The following is a 19,599-nucleotide window of genomic DNA, read 5'->3' on the forward strand; positions in this document are numbered from 1 at the left end:
GCCGGCATGGGAGACACTGCCACGCTGGTCCTGCTCCGCCACGGCGAGAGCGATTGGAATGCCCTGAACCTGTTCACCGGTTGGGTGGACGTCGGGCTGACCGAGAAGGGCCGGGCCGAGGCGGTGCGCAGCGGCGAGCTGCTGGCCGAGCAGGGCCTGCTGCCCGACGTCCTCTACACGTCGCTGCTGCGCCGGGCGATCACCACCGCGCACCTGGCGCTGGACGCCGCCGACCGGCTGTGGATCCCGGTGCGGCGCAGCTGGCGACTCAACGAACGGCACTACGGCGCGCTGCAGGGCCTGAACAAGGCGGAGACCAAGGAGCGCTACGGCGACGAGCAGTTCATGACGTGGCGGCGCAGCTACGACACGCCGCCGCCCCCGATCGAGAAGGGCAGCCAGTTCAGCCAGGACACCGACCCGCGGTACGCCAACATCGGCGGCGGCCCGCTGACCGAATGCCTGGCCGACGTGGTGGTCCGGTTTCTGCCGTACTTCACCGACGTCATCGTCCCCGACCTGCGCAGCGGCAAGACGGTGTTGATCGTCGCGCACGGCAATTCATTGCGAGCCCTGGTCAAATACCTCGACGGGATGTCCGACGACGACGTCGTCGGGCTGAACATTCCGACCGGGGTTCCGCTGCGCTACGACCTGGACGCCGACCTGAAGCCGGTGGTGCCGGGCGGTACCTACCTCGACCCGGAGGCGGCCGCAGCGGGCGCGGCGGCCGTCGCCAACCAGGGACGCGGCTGACGCACGTCACAGTCTTGGGCAATATCCATAGGCCTGTTTGCCGAACATCGCGTGAACGGCAGTGGAACACCTGAAGCGCAGGGTGTGACTTGTTCGATTTTGGCCTCGTTCCGCTAGGGCTGCGTTCAGGAAGATTTGTAGGATTTGCTATGTGACTGTGTTCTCGGCGCTGTTGCTGGCCGGGGTGTTGTCCGTGCTGGGACTGGCCGTCGGTGTAGCGGCCGGGACCCGGCTGTCCCCGAAAGCGGCCCAGCGCCGGCAGCGAGTCAGCACGGAATGGACCGGGATCACCGTCGCGCAGATGCTGCAGCGCATCGTCGCCCTGATGCCGCTGGGTGTCGCGGTGGTGGATTCCCACCGCGACGTCGTCTACCTCAATGATCGGGCCAGGGAACTGGGCCTGGTGCGCGATCGGCAGCTCGATGATCAGGCGTGGGAGGCGGCGCAGCGGGCGCTCGGGGGCATCGACGTCGAATTCGATCTGCGGCCGGCCAAACGGGCGGCGGGCCGGTCCGGGCTGTCGGTGCACGGGCAGGCCCGGTTGCTCAGCGAAGAAGACCGCCGGTTCGCCGTCGTGTTCGCCCACGACCAGTCCGACTATGCGCGCATGGAAGCCACCAGGCGCGATTTCGTGGCCAACGTCAGCCACGAGCTCAAGACCCCGGTTGGCGCCATGGCGTTGCTCGCCGAGGCCCTGCTGGCGTCGGCGGACGACCCCGAAACCGTTCGCCGGTTCGCCGAGAAGGTGCTGGTCGAGGCCAACCGGCTGGGGGACATGGTCGCCGAGCTGATCGAGCTGTCGCGCCTGCAGGGCGCGGAGCGGTTGCCCAACGTCACCGAGGTCGACGTGGACACCGTTGTGTCGGAAGCGATTTCACGTCACAAGGTGGGCGCCGACAACGCCCACATCGAGATTCGCACCGATGCGCCCAGCGGCCTGCGGGTGCTGGGCGACGAAACGCTTCTGGTCACCGCGTTGGCCAACCTGGTGTCCAACGCGATCGCCTATTCGCCGCCCGGTTCGCCGGTTTCGATCAGTCGACGCCGCCGCGGCGACAACATCGAGATCGCCGTTACCGACCGCGGCATCGGGATCGCGCTGGAGGATCAGGAGCGCGTCTTCGAGCGGTTCTTCCGGGGGGACAAGGCACGCTCGCGCGCCACTGGCGGTAGCGGGCTGGGCCTGGCCATCGTCAAACACGTCGCGGCCAACCACAACGGCAGCATCGGAGTGTGGAGCAAGCCGGGGACGGGATCCACCTTCACGCTGTCGATTCCGGCCTACCGGGACGAGGACGAACAACCCGATCAACCGCAGGGTCGCGACGTGCGGCCCAACAGGTCACAACGAGAGGAAGAACTAAGTCGATGACCCGCGCGTACGACGATGCAGTGGGGGTACCGCCCGCTTGCGGGGGACGAAGCGATGAGGAGAAGTCGCGCTGATGACCAGTGTGCTGATCGTGGAGGATGAGGAGTCGCTGGCCGATCCGCTGGCATTCCTGTTGCGCAAGGAGGGCTTCGAGGCCACGGTCGTGACCGATGGACAAGCCGCCCTGGCCGAGTTCGATCGTGGCGGCGCCGACATCGTGCTGCTCGACCTGATGCTGCCCGGCATGTCCGGGACCGATGTGTGCAAGCAGCTGCGTGCGCGCTCCAGCGTGCCGGTGATCATGGTGACCGCGCGCGACAGCGAGATCGACAAGGTCGTCGGGCTGGAGCTCGGCGCCGACGACTACGTGACCAAGCCCTATTCGGCGCGCGAGTTGATCGCCCGGATCCGCGCGGTGCTGCGCCGTGGCGGTGACGACGACTCGGAGATCAGCGATGGTGTGCTGGAGTCCGGCCCGGTGCGGATGGACGTCGAGCGACACGTCGTCTCGGTCAACGGCGACACAATCACCTTGCCGCTCAAGGAGTTCGACCTGCTCGAGTACCTGATGCGCAACAGTGGCCGGGTGCTGACCCGCGGGCAGTTGATCGACCGGGTGTGGGGCGCGGACTACGTCGGCGACACCAAGACGCTCGACGTGCACGTCAAGCGGTTGCGGTCGAAGATCGAAGCCGACCCGGCCAACCCCGTCCACCTGGTCACCGTGCGAGGGCTCGGCTACAAGCTGGAGGGCTAGTTCGGGGGCCCACCGGCCCGCGCTGGCCCGGCGGAGTTGTCGCCGCTTTCTTGCAGGAAGTGGTGAGTCCGTTGATTTGGTGCAAAGCGCGGATTACCGCGCCGCCTTGTCGCCTTTATGGCGAGCCTTGTCTTTCGCATGGGTTGAGCAGCAATGCGTCAGATCGCAATGGAACCGGTCACTGCATTCATGCGAACAATAAATTGACGCGGCCGGAAGCCAGCCGGGATCGGACAGGTCGCGCCGTCGGTCGTCGGGATCGAAGGTGTGGCCGCAATGCACGCAGGTCTTGACCTTGGTCTTGGTAGCCATGTCGGTCAGGGTACGCGCCGTGACGTCAAATTTATGCCGGTTCCAGATGGACGGCGGAGATCGACGACTCGCAAAAACTCCCGGTGTGCAATTCGACCGAAATGGTCTGCGCCAGCGAATTGCTTTCGGAAACTAACTCAGCCGTAGCCCATTGTCGCTTGCGACGCAATTCGGCACGACCGGCGCGGTACCTCAATGAAATCGACGAAGCCACAGGTCAATAGGCGGCAAATCGGCTCCGGGTGGCGAAAAGACCTGTCGCGCAAAACCGTTTGATGCACGAGGGGGTGCCGTGCCGTCGGGCGTCGCCTCGTGCTGCGCACACGCAGGAATTAATTCGGCGGCCAAGGCGTTCGCCTAGCCGTGGCTCTCGCGACGAAATGCCCGAACGGATGAAGTGTCCTAGCATCGGCCCGTCGGGCAATCACGATCGGAGAGAACGGTGTTGACCCTTCTCAGACGGGCATGGGTTCCGCTCGTCGTGGTGGTGGCAGTCATCGTCGGCGGCGTCGCGGTGGACCGCCTCAACGGCGTCTTCCCGGGGCCCGGGCTGCCCAAGCCCGATCCGCGGGATGCGACCCCGCCGTACGCGGCCAAGACCGCCATCTACGAAATCCTGGGACCGCCCGGGACGACCGGCGTCGTCAACTGGATGGACGCCGACGCACAACCGCGGAAGGCGAGCTTCACCACGTTGCCGTGGTCGCAGACCATCGTCGCCCAGATGCCGGGCATATTCGCCTACGTCGTCGCCCAGGGTGACAGCCCGTCCCTCGGCTGCCGGATCACCGTCGACGGCAAACTGGTCGATCAACACCAGGTCGACACGCGTGATGCCCAGGTTTCCTGCTTGGACAAGTCCGCGTGACCGACGGCACCAGCGACACGGACGAAATCCCCGTCGCCCCGCGCACCGACGTTGAGCACAAACCGCGTCTGGCCCGCACCATCCGCATCCTGGCGCTGCCGATCGTCGTGTTCTGGGTACTGATCGCGGTCGGGGTCAACGTCTTCGTCCCCCAGTTGGAGAAGGTCGCCGAGGAAGTGTCGGTGCCGCTCTCGCCCTCCGACGCGCCGTCGGTGACCGGGATGAAGCACATCGGGGAGAAGTTCAAGGAGTACGACTCCGACAACCTCGTCCTGGTGACCCTGGTCGGTGACAAACCTCTCGGCGAGGACGCTCACCGGTATTACGACGCGTTGGTCAAGAAGCTGCAACAGGACACCCAGCACGTCGAGCACGCGCTGAATTTCTGGGGGCAGCGATTCACGTCCTCGGGGGTCGAGAGCTATGACCACAAGGCCGCCTACGTCCAGGTCAACCTGCGCGGCGACCAGGGCGGCGCCGTCGGCGACAAGTCGGTTGCCTCGGTACGCAAAATCGTTGCGGACTCCAAGCCGCCGCCGGGGGTCAAAGCGTATGTCGCCGGTCAGGGAGCCCTGACCGCCGACACGATCGTCGTCGGCGATGCGAGTCTGGCCAAGATGACGATCATCACCATCGTCATCATCGCGATCATGCTGATGTTCGTCTATCGATCCATCGGCACCGTGCTGCTGACGATGGTCATCCTGTTCGTCGGACTGGCCACCGGCCGAGGCGTGGTGGCGCTGCTGGGCGAAACCGGCATCATGGGGCTGTCGACTTTCGCCGTCAACTTGCTGACGGCGCTGGCCATCGCGGCGGGTACCGACTACGCGATATTCATGGTGGGCCGCTACCAGGAGGGTCGCGAACGGGGCCTGGACCGCGAAGCCGCTTACTACGACACCTTCGCCGGGGTCACCAAGGTGGTGCTGGGCTCGGGTTTGACGATTGTCGGGGCGCTGGCGTGTCTGAAGTTCACCCGGCTGCCCTACTTCAGTTCGCTGGCGTTTCCGTGCGCGGTGGGTCTGCTGGTTGTCGTGGCCGCCGGGGTGACCCTGACGCCGGCCCTGATCGTGGTCGCGAGCGGTTTCGGCCTTTTCGATCCGAAACGAAAGTTCAACTACACCCGCTGGCGCCGCCTGGCGACGGCCATCGTGCGGTGGCCGGCGCCCATCCTCGCCACGTCCGTCATCCTGGCGATCGTCGGCGCCCTGGGGTTGATGGGTTTCACCCCCCGATACAACGACCTGTACTACCTGCCGCAGAGCGCGTCCTCAGTGCAGGCGTACACCGCGGCCGATCGGCACTTCACCCAGGCCCGTCTGAATCCGGACCTGCTGATGATCGAATCGGACCACGATCTGCGCAACCCCACCGACATGCTGGTCCTGGACAAGGTTGCCGGCGCCATCTTCCGGGTGCCCGGGATCGAACGGGTGCAGAGCATCACCAGACCGCTTGGCCCACCAATCCAAGACGGATCCGTTCCGTTCCAGCTCAGTGTGCAGAGCGCGCCCATCCGCGACAACCTCACTTACCTGAAGGCCCGTGTCGGCGACATCAAGAAGATCACCGGTTTTCTCGACACTCAGATAGCCCTGTTGGAGCGCCAGTACGCCGTGACCCAGAAGCTCGCGAACGCCGCGGACGACAGCTCGAAAACGACGGGGGAGACGGCGGCCATCACGGACGAGATCCGGGACCATATCGCGGATTTCGACGATTTTTGGAGACCGATTCGCAGTTACTTCTACTGGGAGAGGCATTGCTACGACGTCCCCATCTGCTGGTCGCTACGAAGCCTGTTCGACGCGCTGGACGGGTTCGATCAGCTGGCCGAGAAGTTCCACGCCCTCACTAGCGACCTCACCAACACGGCGACGGCCACGCGCGAGTTGCTGGCGATCATTCCCGAGAATATCGCTGTCTCGAAGTCGATCCGGGATACGACGCTGACGATCTACAGCTCGTTCGACAGTTTGATCGATCAGTTCGACCGGCTGACCGACACGAACGCCGTAATGGGCAAGTCGTTCAACGACTCTCAGGTGGAGAGCCTGTTCTACCTGCCGCCCGAGATCTTCGGCAACCCGGACTTCCAGTTGGGGTTGCGCTTGATGGTGTCGCCGGACGGCAAAGCCGCTCGCTTCATCATCACCCACGCAGTGGATCCGGCGACAACGAAGGGCATCGCGTCCGTCGACCAGGAGCGCCAAGCGGCCAAGGAGGCGCTGAAGCTCACCTCGTTGGAGAATGCCGACATCTACCTCGGCGGGACGGCCGCGACGTTCTACGACATCGCCAACGGCGCCAAATATGACCTGATGATCGCAGCGGTCGCATCGATCGTGCTCATCTTCATCATCATGGTCATCGTCACCCGCGCTCTGGTCGCTGCCGGCGTCATCGTCGGCACGATCGTCATGTCGCTGGGGGCCGCCTTCGGGTTTTCGACACTGATCTGGCAGCACCTCGGTGGGTTCCAGCTGCACTGGGTAGCAACGGAATTCGCGTTGATTGTGCTCTTGGCGGTGGGGTCCGACTACAACCTGATGCTGGTGTCGCGCATCGAGGAGGAGATCGGGGCCGGCCTGAAAACGGGGCTCATCCGCGGCATGGGGGTCACCGGCCCGGTGGTGACTGCCGCCGGTGTGGTGTTCGCCGTCACGATGGGCGCGATGATCACCAGCGATCTGCGGGCGATTGGCCAATTCGGCACGACGATCGGCATCGGCCTGCTGTTCGACACCTTCGTCGTGCGATCGCTCATCACGCCGTCGATCATGACGGTGATGGGACGCTGGTTCTGGTGGCCGAAACGGGTACGGGTGCGCCCGGCCAGCCTGATGCTTCGCTCCGTCGGGCCGCGCCCGCTGGTGCGTGCGTTGTTGCATCAGCCGCGGCACGGGGTCGCGGCGGATTCGCAGGCGCAGCACGCGACGAGTGTGACCCCTGGGCATTAGCTGGGTATCCAGGGCGGCACGAGCGGCCCAGGGCCGCCCTGGACGCACACGCAAAGCCCTGAATGCACCCGGGGTTACCGCGCGCCGACCACCTCGTCGGCCACCCCCAGGGCCAGCGCCATGATCGACACCTGCGGGTTGACCTCCGGGCAGCTCGGCAGGATGGAGGCGTCGGCGACCCATACCCCGTCGGCGCCGCGCAGCCGGCCGGTCTCGTCGACCGGGCAGTGCTGATCGTCGGCGCCCGCGGCGGCCGTGCCCGTCGGGTGGAAGGCGGCCAGGTGCAACCCTTTCGGGTCGCTGCGCCGCAACGCATCCTGCAGGGCGGGCAGTGAGGTCACCGTCGCCGCGCCGGGCAAGCCGGTGAGCACCTCGACGGCGCCCGCGGCGAACAGCAGCCGGCCCATGGCCTCGATCGCCGCCACCAGCTTGGCGACGTCGGCCGGGGCGATGTGGTAGCGCACCAGTGTCTCGCCGCGGACCGTGGAGACCGCGCCGACACCGCGATCGGCCACCATCGCGCCGAACGTCGCCACCCGTGGTGCGTTGTCCAGCCAGCCCAGCAGCTCGGCGCCGTAGCCGGGGAACACCATCGAACCCATCCCGGGCGGGGTGGAGGTGGCCTCGATCAGCACCCCGTGCGATTCGTGCAGCTCGTGAACCGCGGCGCTTTGCAGCACCCCGTGCCAGGCGACCACGTCGTCCTCGAAGCGTCCGGCGAGCATCGTCGCCGGATGCAGCGCCAGGTTACGGCCGAGCCGCGGGTGAGCGGCAAAACCACTGCGCCGCAACAATCCCGGTGTTTCGGTGGCACCGGCCGCCACGATCACGGTGTCGGCCAGGACGTCCAGGGCCGTGCCGTCGGGCCGGCGGGCGCGCACGCCCCGGGCGCGCCCGTTGCGCTGCAGCACCCGCTCGACGCGGGCGTGGGAGATGATTCGCGCGCCCGCCGCGCACGCCTCGGGCAGGGCGTTGAGGTGCACGCCGAACTTGGCGTTGCGGGGGCAGCCGATCGCGCACTGGCAACACCCTTCGCAGCCCGGCGCGTTGCGCGGAATGGGCGCCGACCGCCAGCCCAGCTTGGCGGCGGCGTCCAGCAGCAGGCGCCCGTTGCGGCCCATGACGTCCAGCGGCACCGGGGCGACCCGCAGCGTGGCTTCGACGTCGTCGAGGTGCTCGGCCAGCCGGTCGGAATCGGCCAGGGCGAGCCCGAATTCGTCGCGCCAGCGCCGCTGCACGGCCGGCGGCGGGCGGTAGCACGTGCCGGAGTTCACCACCGTGGTGCCCCCGACCGCCCGGCCGATGGGCAGCACCACCGACGGGCGTCCGAGGGCGATGGTGGCCCCGGCGCCGCGGTACAACCCGGCGTAGCGGTCGATCGGATGGGTGGTGCGGAAGTCCTCGACCGTCCAGCGGCGCCCCTCCTCGAGAACGACGACGTCCAGCCCCGCGCGCGCCAGCGTGCGGGCCACCATCGCGCCGCCGGCGCCCGATCCCACGATCACCGCGTCGGCGGTGACGACGGAGCGGCTCTCGGCCGAGGAGACGATGTTCAGCGCCGCGTCGGGCCGGGCCGGGTCGTGCCGCGTGGCATGCGAAAGCAGTTCGGCCGCATAGGTTTCGGCCCCGTTGGCGAGCAGCACGATCGCCTTCATCGCCTCGACGGCCGCACCGGCGTCCGGGCTGAGCGCGGCGACCCGCCGCAGCACCCGCTCGCGCCGGTCCGGGTCGAGCCGCGACAGCGGCCGGCCGGTGGTGGCATAGCTCGCGGCGGACAGCGCGAGCAGCCCGGTGCGCATCGCCACGCGCGATGTCGTCGGCAACTGTCGCAGGTAGCGCTCCACGCGCTGCGTCAGTTCGGGTGCGGCCGGCCCGCCGTACTCCTCGGGCAGCAGCGCGGTGCCGAACGAGGCGGTTGCCCGGCCGGCGAGACGGCTCACAGCAGGCGCCCGAGGCGGCGGCCCATCTTGATGAAGAAGGGATAGGTGGCGAAAATGGCCCCCGCGGCGGCGTGCATCGGCCAGTCGAGCTGTTCGGTCTGCACGCTGAAAACCCCGCTGTTCCACATGAAGTCGCGGCCGTTGCGGGCGCGGAAGGGCCGCCACAGCAGGCCCAGGCCCGGCACGTTGTTGTAGAGCCCGAACGACCCGCCGAAGAAGACGCCCAGTGTGGCGGCCTCGGCGACGTCGCGCCGGTCGGCGGGCAGCCGCCGCTCGATCAGCACGCCGGAGGCGAACAGCAGTGGTGGGTCGAGCAGAAAGCTCATGTCGGAATCCTCTCGTTGACGGCGGGTGCGGCGCTGCCGCGCAGGCCCACCTCGGCGTGCCCGGTGCCCAGCACCGACCACCGGCGGTCGTCGATCTCGAGGTGGATGTCGGCCTGTTCGGTGTTCGTGCACACCGCTTTGCCACCGTCGGGATCGGTGTATTGCAGGCTCACGCACCGTTCCGGCGGCTGGTCGATCCGGATGAGCACCCGGCGACCGCCGATGCGTCCCTCCAGTTGCCAGTGCGCCACGTCGAGCGTCGTTCGCATCCGCAGCGACGGTAAAGGGCCTGCGGGCCAATCCTTTCCGTCGATCCGGAACCGGACGAACGCCATCGGCGCCAACCTGCGCAGCCCGGGCTTGTGCGAGACCGCGGTGACGGCCTCCATGACGTCGCCATTGCCGAGGTCGGCGTGGACCCAGCCCCAGCGTTTGGCGTTGCCGTGCCCGTAGATGTGCGCGACGCCGCCGCGCCACCCCTCGAGGCGCAAGGCGGTGTCGGCGACGGTCAACGAGCCGGTGAAGTCGGCGGTGGGGGCGACGACGACTTGGGCGCCCGGCAGCAGTTCGCGCTCCCAGGCCGCGCGGGGAAAGGTCCACAGCGGCGCGCCCGCGTCCGTCCACGACAGCTCCCAGGCCATGGATCCGGCGCGTCCCTCGAGCCGCATCTCGCCCGCCCGCACCCCCGCGGCGTCGAACCACCACGGGCCGGTCGCCGGCCGGGTGGGCACGGGCCCGAACCGCTCGGTGCGGGGCGGGCCGTCGGGGGCGAACCAGGTGGCCCAGCCGTGCGCGTAGGGGTCACCGCCGCCCGCGATCGGGGCCACCGTCTCGCAGTGCACCCACAGCCCGGCGCGTGTCTTGGGGTCCGACAGCGTGGCGTACCAGACCTCCAGCCGGCCGGCCGTGCCGCGCCAGCGTGGCGTCACCGCCGACCGCGTGTCGCCGTCCATCGCTCACCTCCCGTCAGTTCGTCCACTATATTGGTTGAGCCAATGAACCAGTCAAGTCCGCTGCGTCCGCCCGACCGCCAGCGCGTCGATGAACAGATCGCCGCGTCCATCGCCGACGCCATCCTCGACGGGGCGTTTCCGCCGGGCTCCGCCCTACCGCCCGAGCGCGACCTGGCCGAACATCTCGGCGTCAACCGCACGTCGCTGCGGCAGGGCCTGGCCCGGCTGCAGCAGATGGGCCTGATCGAGGCCCGGCACGGCAGTGGCAACGTGGTCGCGGACCCACAGGCGCTCACCCACCCCGCGGTGGTCGAGGCGCTGGTCCGCAGGCTGGGGCCGGAGTTCCTGGTGGAGCTGTTCGAGATCCGGGCCGCCCTGGGCCCGCTGATCGGGCGGTCTGCCGCGCGACGCGGCACCCCCGAGGACGCGGAGGCCCTGCGCGGCGCATTGGCCGCGGTCCGGGAGGCCGACAGCGCGGCGGCGCGCCAGGCTGCCGACCTCGCCTACTTCCGGGTCCTGATCCAGCAGAGCCGCAACCGGGCCCTGGCGTTGCTGTACCGCTGGGTCGAGCACGCCTTCGGCGGCCGCGAGCACGAGCTCACCGCCGCCTACGACGACGCCGCCCCCGTGGTGGCCGGGCTGGCTGCGATCACCGACGCCGTCCTGGCGGGCGACGAGACCGCGGCCGCCGCCGCGGTCGAGGACTACCTGGGCGCGAGTGCGCAGCGAATGGTGTTGTCGTACAACAAGAACCAAGCGACCTGACGGGCTATTCGGCGAGGCGGGTGGCCGGGTGCACCGCGACCAGGCCCAGCTTGCTGCGCCGCTTGCACATCGCCGCCAGCTCGGCATACGCCTTCGTGCCGAGCAGCTCGGTCAGCTCGTCGGCCATGCTCTCCCAGACCTGCGTGGCCCCGACATGCGCGCCCGGGTCGCCGGTGCAATACCAGTGCAGGTCGGCGCCCCCGGAACCCCAACCTCGGCGGTCGTATTCGGTGACCCAGGTCTTGAGGATCTCGGTGCCGTCGGGCCGTGTCACCCATTCCTGGCTGCGCCGGATCGGCAACTGCCAGCAGACGTCGGGCTTCATGGTCAGCGGGGCGACGCCCAGCTTGAGGGCCTTGCTGTGCAGCGCGCACCCGACGCCGCCGGGAAAGCCGGGCCGGTTCAAGAAGATGCAGGCGTCCTTGTGCTTGCGGGTACGGTATTGGGGCTGTCCGTCGTGCTCGTCGAGCTCCAGGTATCCCTTGCGGCCCAAGCCCTTTTCGCGGAATTGCCAGTCTTCGTCGGTCAGCTGCTGCACGGCGTCGTCGAGCCGCGCGCGGTCGTCGTCGTCGGACAGGAACGCCCCGTGCGAGCAGCACCCGTCATCCGGGCGGCCGGCCACCGTGCCGTGGCAGGCGGGCGTGCCGAACACGCATGTCCAGCGGGACAGCAACCAGGTCAGGTCGGCCGCGATCAGGTGCTCGGGATTGTCCGGGTCGTAGAACTCCACCCACTCCCGGGCGAAGTCCAGTTCGACCTCGTGTCCCGGCTCCGGGTACGAATTCGCCACGGGTCCACGTTAGACGACGATTCCGGCCGTTCGGCCCGCTGACACTCGGGTCCCGGCGGTGCGAGATCGGCGAACGACCCAGCGGCCCGCAAGAGGTTGAATTGTCGTGCTCCTCAGCGGGCCGCAACGCGGCCCGCATCGTCGCCCGCAAGGTTAAATTGTCGTGCTCCTCAGCGGGCCGCAACGCGGCCCGCATCGTCGCCCGACTAGGTTGTTTGGCGTGCGATTGGGCGTGCTGGACGTGGGCAGCAACACGGTTCACCTGCTGGTGGTTGATGCGCACCGTGGTGGGCACCCCACGCCCATGAGTTCGACGAAGGCGACGCTGCGGCTGGCCGAGTCGATCGACAGCTCCGGCAAGATCACCAAGCGGGGCGCGGAGAAGCTGATCTCCACGATCGACGAGTTCGCCAAGATCGCCGACAGCTCGGGCTGTGCCGAGCTGATGGCGTTTGCCACGTCCGCGCTGCGCGACGCGGTGAACTCCGAGGAGGTGCTCACCCGGGTCCGCAAAGAGACCGGCGTCGAGCTGGAGGCGCTGAGCGGGGTCGACGAGTCCCGGCTGACTTTTCTGGCCGTGCGCCGGTGGTACGGGTGGAGTGCCGGTCGGATCATCAACCTCGACATCGGCGGCGGCTCGCTGGAGATGTCCAGCGGGGTCGACGAGGAGCCGGAGGTGGCGTTGTCGCTGCCGCTGGGCGCCGGCCGGCTGACCCGCGAGTGGCTGCCCGACGACCCGCCCGGCCGGCGCCGGGTCGGCATGCTGCGGGATTGGCTGGACGCCGAGCTCGCCGATTCCGCCGTCACCGTGCTCGAAGCCGGCGCACCCGACCTGGCGGTGGCGACGTCGAAGACGTTCCGCTCGCTGGCCAGGCTCACCGGCGCGGCGCCGTCGGCCGCCGGACCGCGGGTGAAAAGGACGCTCACAGCAAACGGCCTCAGGCAACTCATATCTTTCATCTCTAGGATGACGACCGCCGACCGGGCAGAGCTGGAAGGGGTGAGCGCCGAGCGGGCGCCGCAGATCGTGGCGGGTGCGTTGGTGGCGGAGGCGAGTATGCGAGCGCTGGCGATTGAATCGGTGGATATCTGCCCGTGGGCGTTACGGGAGGGTCTCATCTTGCGCAAACTCGACAGCGAAGCCGACGGAACGCCCCTCATGAATCGATCCGTGCGCGATGCTGGAGGCCAGGCAGGTGATCGGGACGGCAACCGATCGAGAGGCGACAAAGCATGACCGGACCACATTCCGAGACCGAGAGCCCCGGCACTCGGCCTATCTCGGTGGCCGAACTTCTGGCCAAGAACGGAACCATCGGCGCCCCGGCGGTCACCCGGCGGCGGCGCCGCCGCCGCGGCGATAGCGACGCGGTGACCGTCGCCGAGCTGACCGGGGAGATCCCGGTCATCCGCGACGACCACGAGGACCCGCGCACGGCCGGGCGGACCAGCGCAGAACCGGTGGCCGAGGAGCGCGTCGCCGAGCCGGCCGCGCCCGAGCGGCAAAGCGAAGGCAAGCCCGCCACCTATTGGTCGCAGCCGGAGCCGCGCTGGCCCAAGTCGCCCGCACAGCCGAAGACGGCCACGGGGCCGGAGCGCAGCGCCTACCCGCGCCCGCTGAGCCATGGCGAGGCCGGGGACAGCAACGGCGCCGGCCGATCCGGCGCCGAGGGCATGAATCCCGACCCGCTGGACCACTACACCGACCTGCCGGTGGACGTGATGGATTCGGAGGTGCGCGACGCCGAACCCGCGCTGGAGGACTCCGCATACGTCCGCTCCTTCCTGCGGACCGAGACCGACGAGGTCGAAGAGGACGCCGACCCGCTGGCCGCCGGGTTCTTACCGCACGAGGAGCGCGAGGAGGACCACTTCGGGGACGAGGCCGGGCGGGCCGCCGACGTTCACCCGGCGGGCCGGCTCGAGGCGCTGTGGCGCGGCAGCCTGGTGGTGTTCCAGTCCATCCTGGCCGTCGCCTTCGGCGCCGGATTGTTCGTCGCCTTCGACGAGCTGTGGCGCTGGAACAGGATCGTGGCGTTGGTGCTCTCGGTGCTGGTCATCCTCGGCCTGGTGGTCGGGGTCCGGGTGGTGCGCAAGACCGAGGACATCGCGAGCACGTTGATCGCCGTCGCGGTGGGGGCACTGATCACCCTGGGCCCCCTGGCGCTGTCGTTGCAGTCGGGCTAGGCGGACCCGGAACCCCACAGACCGTTGCGCCCAGCTATCAAAGTCGGACTCTCCACGGCTTCGGTGTACCCGTTGCGGGCCGAGGCCGCGTTCGAGTACGCGGCCAGGCTGGGTTACGACGGCGTCGAGCTGATGGTGTGGGCCGAGTCGGTCAGTCAGGACATCGACGCCATCGCCAAACTGTCCCGGCGCTACCGCGTGCCGGTGTTGTCCGTGCACGCCCCCTGCCTGCTGATCTCGCAGCGGGTGTGGGGAGCCAACCCGATCCCCAAGCTGGACCGCAGTGTGCGCGCCGCCGAACAACTGGGCGCGCAGACCGTCGTCGTGCACCCGCCGTTTCGCTGGCAGCGGCGCTATGCCGAGGGGTTCAGCGACCAGGTCGCCGCGCTGGAAGCGTCGAGCGACGTGATGATCGCGGTGGAGAACATGTTCCCGTTCCGGGCCGACCGGTTTTTCGGGTCGGGCCAGTCACGCGAGCGGATGCGCCGGCGTGGCGGCGGCCCCGGCCCGGCGATCTCGGCGTTCGCGCCCTCCTACGACCCGCTGGACGGCAACCACGCGCACTACACGCTGGACCTGTCGCACACCTCGACCGCGGGCAGCGACTCGCTGGAGATGGCGCAACGGATGGCGGACGGGCTGGTCCACCTGCACCTGTGCGACGGCAGCGGCCTGCCCGCCGACGAACACCTGGTGCCGGGGCGCGGCACGCAGCCCACCGCCGAGGTGTGCCAGCTGCTGGCCGGCAGCCACTTCGCCGGCCACGTCATTCTGGAGGTGTCGACGTCCAGCGCGCGTTCAGCCAACGAGCGCGAGGGCATGCTCGCCGAGTCGTTGCAGTTCGCCCGCACGCACCTGCTGCGCTGATCAGATCCAGGAGACCATGAACGCGTTATTCACCACCGCGATGGCGTTGCGGGAGGTCGGTCCCGGCGTCTTCGAAGGCGAGCTGAACAAGCACTGGACCATCGGACCCAAGGTGCACGGCGGCGCGATGCTGGCGCTGTGCGCCAAAGCGGCCCGCACAGCCTGCGGCGGGCAATCGTCCGGCCTGGAACGGGTCCTGGAACCGGTCGCGGTGTCGGCCAGCTTCCTGTGGGCGCCCGATCCGGGACCGATGCGGCTGGTGACCTCGATCCGCAAGCGGGGCCGCCGGATCAGCGTCGTCGACGTCGAGCTCACCCAGGGCGACCGGACGGCGGTGCACGCGGTGGTCAACCTCGGCGAGCCGGAGCACTTCCCGCCCGATGGCGAAGCCAAGCCGCTGCTGTCGGCCAACCCGGTGGTGGGCCTGATGGCGCCAGAGCCCCCCGACGACATCGCGCCGATCGGGCCCGGCCACCCGCTGGCCGGCCTGGTGCACCTGGGCGAAGGGTGCGACGTGCGACCGGTGCTGTCCAGCCTGGAGCCGCCCGCCGACGGCGGCCCGCCGGTGATCCAGATGTGGGCGCGCCCGCGCGGAGTGGCGCCGGACGGGTTGTTCGCGCTCATGTGCGGGGATCTGTCGGCGCCGGTGACCTTCGCGGTGGAGCGCACCGGCTGGGCGCCCACCATCCAGCTGACCGCCTTCCTGCGCGGCCTGCCCGCCGACGGGTGGCTGCGAATCACCGCGACGTGCACGGAGATCGGCCACGACTGGTTCGACGAGGACCACACCGTGGTCGACAGTCTGGGCCGCTTGGTGGTGCAGGCCCGCCAGCTGGCGTTGGTCCCTGCCGCCGGGTAGCCGCCGCTGTCTGCGATGCTGTCGGGCATGGCAAGAATCGCGATCGTCGGTGGCGGCAGCATCGGGGAGGCTCTGCTGTCGGGTCTGCTGCGGGCCGGTCGGCAGGTCAAGGACCTGGTGGTGGCCGAGCGGGTGCCGGAGCGCGCCGAGTATCTGGCCGCCACCTACTCCGTGTTGGTCACCTCGGTGGCCGACGCGGTGGAGAACGCGTCGTTCGTGGTGGTCGCTGTGAAGCCCGCTGACGTCGAGCCGGTGATGGCCGAGCTGGCCCGGGTGGCCGCGGCGTCGGCGAGCGACAGCGCCGAGCAGGTCTTCGTGACGGTGGCGGCGGGGATCAGCATCTCGTATTTCGAGTCCAGGCTGCCCGCCGGCACGCCGGTGGTCCGGGCGATGCCGAACGCGGCGGCGCTGGTGGGCGCCGGGGTGACCGCGCTGGCCAAGGGCCGGTTCGTCACGGCCCCGCAGCTCGAGGGGGTCTCGGCCCTGTTCGACTCGGTCGGTGGGGTGCTGACGGTGCCGGAAGCCCAAATGGACGCCGTCACCGCCCTCTCGGGATCCGGGCCGGCGTATTTCTTCCTGATGGTCGAGGCCCTGGTGGACGCCGGGGTCGCGGCCGGGCTGAGTCGTGAGGTGGCGACCGACCTGACGGCGCAGACGATGGCCGGCTCGGCCGCCATGCTGCTGGAACGGATGGACGCCGAGCGGCGGCCGGGCGAAGGGGAGGCGCCGGGGTTGCGCGTCGACGCCACCCCGACGCAGCTGCGCGCAACGATCACCTCGCCCGGCGGCACCACTGCCGCGGGGCTTCGCGAACTGGAACGGGGCGGCCTGCGGGCGGCCGTCGACGCGGCGGTCCAGGCCGCCAAAACGCGCTCTGAGCAGCTAAGAATTACATCGGAGTAATCCAAGAAATTTGAACTGATTGTCCCCCACCAGTACCAGTAACCCCATTAGTCCCGCTATTCTCCTCTTTGTATGCACGTGTGGGTGCCAGCGGAGGGGAAGCCGCTGGCATTGCGCGGGCCTGACACGATTGGGTTGCGATGACGTCTACGAACGGGCCATCGGCGCGAGATTCTGCTGGTAAGCGGGACACCGGTCCCGGCGACGGCCAGCAGGGCAGGACGCAGTTCTTGACCGTCGCCGAGGTGGCGGCGTTGATGCGGGTCTCGAAGATGACGGTGTACCGGTTGGTGCACAACGGCGAGCTGCCCGCGGTCCGGGTCGGGCGCTCGTTCCGGGTGCACGCCAAGGCGGTGCACGACATGCTCGAGACCTCTTACTTCGACGCGGGCTGATCTGGAACTGGCCGTGCGCTGAGTGCGCGTCCAACCGGCCAGCCGTGCGCTTCGCGGTTACGCGGCGGTCGCCGACACCGGTTTGGTGTTCGGTGCGTCCCGCCGGGTAAAGTGTCCCGGTCAATCCTCAAGCAGGTCACGGGTCAGATAGCGGAGTTCATGGGTTCAGTAATCAAGAAGCGGCGCAAGCGCATGTCGAAGAAGAAGCACCGCAAGTTGTTGCGCCGCACCCGGGTGCAGCGCAGAAAACTCGGTAAGTAGGGCCCAGCCGCGGCGTAGTGCTGCGGTCTCTCCCGGTCGATAGGCTGTTTGGGTGGATCAGTCGAGTGGGGAAGGCGCCGGAACCGGCGACACCGCGAGCAACACGGTGCATTACCCCAAGGTTGTGCTGGTTACCGGTGCGTGCCGGTTCCTGGGTGGCTACCTGACCGCGCGGCTCGTGCAGAACCCGATGATCACAGGGGTCATCGCGGTGGACGCGATCGCGCCCAGCAAGGACATGTTGCGCCGGATGGGCCGCGCCGAGTTCGTTCGTGCCGACATCCGCAATCCCTTCATAGCCAAGGTGATTCGCAACGGCGACGTCGACACGGTGGTGCATGCGGCGGCAGCGTCGTACGCGCCGCGGTCCGGGGGCACCGCGGCGCTCAAGGAAATCAACGTGATGGGCGCGATGCAGCTGTTCGCGGCCTGCCAGAAGGCGCCCTCGGTGCGCCGCGTCGTGCTGAAGTCGACGTCTGAGGTGTACGGGTCCAGCGCGCACGATCCGGTGATGTTCACCGAGGACAGCACCAGCCGCCGTCCGCTGCGCGGGGGTTTCGCCAAGGACAGCCTCGACATCGAGACCTACGCGCGCGGTCTGGGGCGGCGCAGGCCCGATATCGCCGTGACAATCCTGCGGCTGGCGAACATGATCGGGCCGGCGATGGATACCACGCTCTCGCGGTATCTGGCCGGGCCGTTGGTGCCCACGATGTTCGGCCGCGACGCGCGACTGCAGTTGCTGCACGAGCAGGATGCGCTGGGTGCGCTGGAGCGCGCGGCGATGGCCGGCAAGGCCGGCACCTTCAACATCGGGGCCGACGGGATCATCATGTTGTCGCAGGCGATTCGTCGCGCCGGCCGGATTCCATTGCCGGTGCCAGGGTTTGGCGTCTGGGCGCTGGATTCACTGAGGCGGGCCAATCGCTACAACGAGATCAGCCGCGATCAGTTTGCCTACCTGAGTTACGGCCGGGTCATGGACACCACGCGGATGCGCTCGGAGCTCGGCTACCAGCCGAAATGGACGACGGCCGAGGCCTTCGACGACTACGTTCGCGGCCGCGGCATGACTCCCATTATCGACCCGCATCGGGTACGCTCCCTGGAGGGTCGCGCCATCTCTTTAGCTCAGCGCTGGGGTAGCCGAAATCCAGTTACGTGGGGTGGGGTCAGGTAGGTATCGTGGCGGGTGAGAACAGAGCGAATGTTATTCCACTGCACACGAATCGGGGGCGGGTAGCGGCACGTCGGAGAGCCGACCAGCGCGCGGAGTCATCTCGCCAGCATCCGTCCTCGCTCTCGGATCCCCACGGCCGGGGGTCCGCCGAACAAATCGCCGCCGTCGTCCGCGAGATCGATGAGCACCGTCGCGCCGCCGCGGGGTCGTCGGAGGTGCCGCTCAACGAACTGGCTCAACGCGTCGCCGCGGTAGCCGGGTTCCTGCGCCAGCGGATCACCGGCGACTACGCCGTCGACGAGTTCGGCTTCGATCCGCACTTCAACAGCGCCATCGTCCGGCCCCTGCTCCGGTTCTTCTTCCGGTCCTGGTTCCGGGTGGAGGTCAGCGGTGTGGAGAACCTGCCCGGCGACGGGCCCGCGTTGGTGGTCGCCAATCACGCCGGGGTGCTGCCCTTCGACGGGCTGATGCTGTCGGTGGCGGTGCACGATGAGCATCCCGCCCACCGCGACCTGCGGTTGCTGGCCGCCGACATGGTGTTCGACCTGCCCGTCGTGGGCGAAGCCGCCCGCAAGGCGGGCCACACGATGGCCTGCACGGCGGACGCGCACCGGCTGCTCGCCGCCGGCGAGCTGACCGCCGTGTTCCCGGAGGGCTACAAGGGTTTGGGCAAGCGCTTCGAGGACCGCTACCGGCTGCAGCGATTCGGCCGCGGCGGCTTCGTGACGGCGGCGCTGCGCACGAAGGCGCCCATCATCCCGTGCTCGATCATCGGTTCGGAAGAGATCTACCCGATGCTCACCGACGTGAAGCTGCTGGCCCGCCTGTTCGGCCTGCCCTACTTCCCGATCACGCCGCTCTTCCCGCTGGCCGGTCCCGCGGGTCTGGTGCCGCTGCCGTCGAAGTGGCGCATCGCCTTCGGTGAGCCGATCTACACCAACGACTACGCCGCTTCCGACGCGGAGGACCCGATGGTCACCTTCGAGCTGACCGACCAGGTCCGCGAGACCATCCAGCAGACGCTGTACCGGTTGCTCGCGGGCCGTCGCAACATCTTCTTCGGCTGAAGCTCGCGTCGCTTTTCCTGATCGTTCGTTGACGCGAAAACGCCCCGGAGCCAACGGCTTCCGGGGCGTTTCTCGGGT

General features: G+C 68.6%; 20 protein-coding genes and 1 pseudogene. 16 read left to right on the forward strand and 5 right to left on the reverse strand.

Going from position 1 to position 19,599, the window contains the following annotated elements:
• Positions 1 to 6: 6 nt before the first annotated feature.
• The 4 genes and pseudogenes from AWC03_RS12715 to regX all read left to right on the forward strand — a co-directional run bounded on the left by AWC03_RS12715 (position 7) and on the right by regX (position 2,885).
• The gene (locus AWC03_RS12715; protein WP_085240822.1) at positions 7 to 756 is read left to right on the forward strand and encodes a phosphoglyceromutase; all 750 of its coding nucleotides are present in this window, start codon (positions 7 to 9) and stop codon (positions 754 to 756) included.
• A 151-nt stretch (positions 757 to 907) separates the two neighbouring features.
• Positions 908 to 2,128, forward strand: a complete 1,221-nt coding sequence (locus tag AWC03_RS12720) for a sensor histidine kinase (protein ID WP_090420257.1) — start codon at positions 908 to 910, stop codon at positions 2,126 to 2,128.
• Positions 2,129 to 2,130: 2 nt separating this feature from the next.
• Positions 2,131 to 2,202, forward strand: a pseudogene (locus AWC03_RS27865) (16S rRNA (guanine(966)-N(2))-methyltransferase RsmD); the annotation flags it as partial.
• Complete coding sequence (regX, locus tag AWC03_RS12725; protein ID WP_007167631.1) at positions 2,202 to 2,885, forward strand: two-component sensory transduction protein RegX; 684 nt, start codon at positions 2,202 to 2,204, stop codon at positions 2,883 to 2,885. The pseudogene AWC03_RS27865 and the gene regX, both read left to right, overlap by 1 nt.
• A gap of 93 nt (positions 2,886 to 2,978) precedes the next feature.
• Here regX and AWC03_RS12730 read toward each other — a convergent pair whose 3' ends face one another.
• Positions 2,979 to 3,197 (reverse strand): ferric uptake regulation protein, encoded by a 219-nt coding sequence (locus tag AWC03_RS12730; protein ID WP_085240824.1) that lies wholly within the window; start codon positions 3,195 to 3,197, stop codon positions 2,979 to 2,981.
• 445 nt (positions 3,198 to 3,642) lie between these two features.
• Between AWC03_RS12730 and AWC03_RS12735 the strand changes: the two genes are divergently transcribed.
• Together AWC03_RS12735 and AWC03_RS12740 are read left to right on the forward strand one after the other, a co-directional pair.
• Positions 3,643 to 4,065: an MmpS family transport accessory protein gene (locus AWC03_RS12735; RefSeq protein ID WP_208859388.1), complete on the forward strand. Its 423-nt coding sequence runs from the start codon at positions 3,643 to 3,645 to the stop codon at positions 4,063 to 4,065.
• Positions 4,062 to 7,028, forward strand: coding sequence for an MMPL/RND family transporter (locus tag AWC03_RS12740; protein WP_085240826.1), 2,967 nt, complete (start codon positions 4,062 to 4,064; stop codon positions 7,026 to 7,028). Before AWC03_RS12735 ends, AWC03_RS12740 begins: the two co-directional genes overlap by 4 nt.
• A gap of 74 nt (positions 7,029 to 7,102) precedes the next feature.
• On the opposite strand, the gene AWC03_RS12745 is transcribed toward AWC03_RS12740, so the two are convergent.
• Genes AWC03_RS12745 through AWC03_RS12755 form a run of 3 tightly spaced genes read right to left on the reverse strand, consistent with a single transcriptional unit; the run spans position 7,103 to position 10,247 of the window.
• On the reverse strand, positions 7,103 to 8,968 hold the full coding sequence (locus AWC03_RS12745; protein ID WP_085240827.1) for a GMC family oxidoreductase: 1,866 nt from the start codon (positions 8,966 to 8,968) through the stop codon (positions 7,103 to 7,105).
• Entirely contained in the window at positions 8,965 to 9,294 is a 330-nt protein-coding gene (locus AWC03_RS12750) for a hypothetical protein (RefSeq protein ID WP_085240828.1), read from the reverse strand. Before AWC03_RS12750 ends, AWC03_RS12745 begins: the two co-directional genes overlap by 4 nt.
• The gene (locus AWC03_RS12755; RefSeq protein ID WP_085240829.1) at positions 9,291 to 10,247 is read right to left on the reverse strand and encodes a hypothetical protein; all 957 of its coding nucleotides are present in this window, start codon (positions 10,245 to 10,247) and stop codon (positions 9,291 to 9,293) included. The genes AWC03_RS12750 and AWC03_RS12755 overlap by 4 nt, the downstream gene beginning before the upstream one ends.
• Before the next feature lie 42 nt (positions 10,248 to 10,289).
• On the opposite strand from AWC03_RS12755, the gene AWC03_RS12760 reads away from it, so the two are divergent.
• A complete protein-coding gene (locus AWC03_RS12760) occupies positions 10,290 to 11,012 on the forward strand; it encodes a FadR/GntR family transcriptional regulator (protein ID WP_085240830.1) in 723 nt (240 codons plus the stop codon).
• Positions 11,013 to 11,016: 4 nt separating this feature from the next.
• Here AWC03_RS12760 and AWC03_RS12765 read toward each other — a convergent pair whose 3' ends face one another.
• Complete coding sequence (locus AWC03_RS12765; protein WP_085240831.1) at positions 11,017 to 11,802, reverse strand: DUF3109 family protein; 786 nt, start codon at positions 11,800 to 11,802, stop codon at positions 11,017 to 11,019.
• A 220-nt stretch (positions 11,803 to 12,022) separates the two neighbouring features.
• Between AWC03_RS12765 and AWC03_RS12770 the strand changes: the two genes are divergently transcribed.
• From AWC03_RS12770 to AWC03_RS12810, 9 genes are all read left to right on the forward strand, one after another.
• A complete protein-coding gene (locus AWC03_RS12770) occupies positions 12,023 to 13,039 on the forward strand; it encodes a Ppx/GppA family phosphatase (RefSeq protein WP_085240832.1) in 1,017 nt (338 codons plus the stop codon).
• Positions 13,036 to 13,989, forward strand: a complete 954-nt coding sequence (locus AWC03_RS12775) for a hypothetical protein (RefSeq protein ID WP_085240833.1) — start codon at positions 13,036 to 13,038, stop codon at positions 13,987 to 13,989. The genes AWC03_RS12770 and AWC03_RS12775 overlap by 4 nt, the downstream gene beginning before the upstream one ends.
• Positions 13,990 to 14,013: 24 nt before the next feature.
• Positions 14,014 to 14,856, forward strand: coding sequence for a sugar phosphate isomerase/epimerase family protein (locus AWC03_RS12780; protein ID WP_085240834.1), 843 nt, complete (start codon positions 14,014 to 14,016; stop codon positions 14,854 to 14,856).
• Between the two features lie 16 nt (positions 14,857 to 14,872).
• Positions 14,873 to 15,715, forward strand: a complete 843-nt coding sequence (locus AWC03_RS12785; protein ID WP_085240835.1) for a thioesterase family protein — start codon at positions 14,873 to 14,875, stop codon at positions 15,713 to 15,715.
• Positions 15,716 to 15,742: 27 nt separating this feature from the next.
• Positions 15,743 to 16,618 (forward strand): pyrroline-5-carboxylate reductase, encoded by an 876-nt coding sequence (proC, locus tag AWC03_RS12790; protein ID WP_208859335.1) that lies wholly within the window; start codon positions 15,743 to 15,745, stop codon positions 16,616 to 16,618.
• Between the two features lie 140 nt (positions 16,619 to 16,758).
• Positions 16,759 to 17,013 carry a cell division/environmental response transcriptional regulator gene (locus AWC03_RS12795; protein WP_085240837.1) on the forward strand — a complete coding sequence of 85 codons (255 nt, stop codon included), beginning with the start codon at positions 16,759 to 16,761 and terminating at the stop codon, positions 17,011 to 17,013.
• A gap of 159 nt (positions 17,014 to 17,172) precedes the next feature.
• Entirely contained in the window at positions 17,173 to 17,274 is a 102-nt protein-coding gene (locus AWC03_RS12800) for a 30S ribosomal protein bS22 (RefSeq protein WP_003402602.1), read from the forward strand.
• Positions 17,275 to 17,326: 52 nt separating this feature from the next.
• Entirely contained in the window at positions 17,327 to 18,454 is a 1,128-nt protein-coding gene (locus AWC03_RS12805) for an SDR family oxidoreductase (RefSeq protein WP_085240838.1), read from the forward strand.
• A complete protein-coding gene (locus AWC03_RS12810; protein ID WP_208859336.1) occupies positions 18,436 to 19,521 on the forward strand; it encodes a lysophospholipid acyltransferase family protein in 1,086 nt (361 codons plus the stop codon). Before AWC03_RS12805 ends, AWC03_RS12810 begins: the two co-directional genes overlap by 19 nt.
• Positions 19,522 to 19,599: the final 78 nt, after the last annotated feature.

Origin of the sequence: Mycobacterium europaeum, assembly GCF_002102155.1 — a bacterium.
GTDB lineage: Bacteria > Actinomycetota > Actinomycetes > Mycobacteriales > Mycobacteriaceae > Mycobacterium > Mycobacterium europaeum.

Excerpts from the sequence above, each read along its gene's own strand:
- AWC03_RS12795 (WP_085240837.1), top strand. The coding sequence starts at position 16,759 with ATGACGTCTACGAACGGGCCATCGGCGCGAGATTCTGCTGGTAAGCGG.
- proC (WP_208859335.1), top strand. The coding sequence starts at position 15,743 with ATGGCAAGAATCGCGATCGTCGGTGGCGGCAGCATCGGGGAGGCTCTG.
- AWC03_RS12800 (WP_003402602.1), top strand. The coding sequence starts at position 17,173 with ATGGGTTCAGTAATCAAGAAGCGGCGCAAGCGCATGTCGAAGAAGAAG.
- AWC03_RS12750 (WP_085240828.1), bottom strand. The coding sequence starts at position 9,294 with ATGAGCTTTCTGCTCGACCCACCACTGCTGTTCGCCTCCGGCGTGCTG.
- AWC03_RS12730 (WP_085240824.1), bottom strand. The coding sequence starts at position 3,197 with ATGGCTACCAAGACCAAGGTCAAGACCTGCGTGCATTGCGGCCACACC.
- AWC03_RS12755 (WP_085240829.1), bottom strand. The coding sequence starts at position 10,247 with ATGGACGGCGACACGCGGTCGGCGGTGACGCCACGCTGGCGCGGCACG.
- AWC03_RS12785 (WP_085240835.1), top strand. The coding sequence starts at position 14,873 with ATGAACGCGTTATTCACCACCGCGATGGCGTTGCGGGAGGTCGGTCCC.
- AWC03_RS12760 (WP_085240830.1), top strand. The coding sequence starts at position 10,290 with ATGAACCAGTCAAGTCCGCTGCGTCCGCCCGACCGCCAGCGCGTCGAT.
- regX (WP_007167631.1), top strand. The coding sequence starts at position 2,202 with ATGACCAGTGTGCTGATCGTGGAGGATGAGGAGTCGCTGGCCGATCCG.
- AWC03_RS12715 (WP_085240822.1), top strand. The coding sequence starts at position 7 with ATGGGAGACACTGCCACGCTGGTCCTGCTCCGCCACGGCGAGAGCGAT.
- AWC03_RS12775 (WP_085240833.1), top strand. The coding sequence starts at position 13,036 with ATGACCGGACCACATTCCGAGACCGAGAGCCCCGGCACTCGGCCTATC.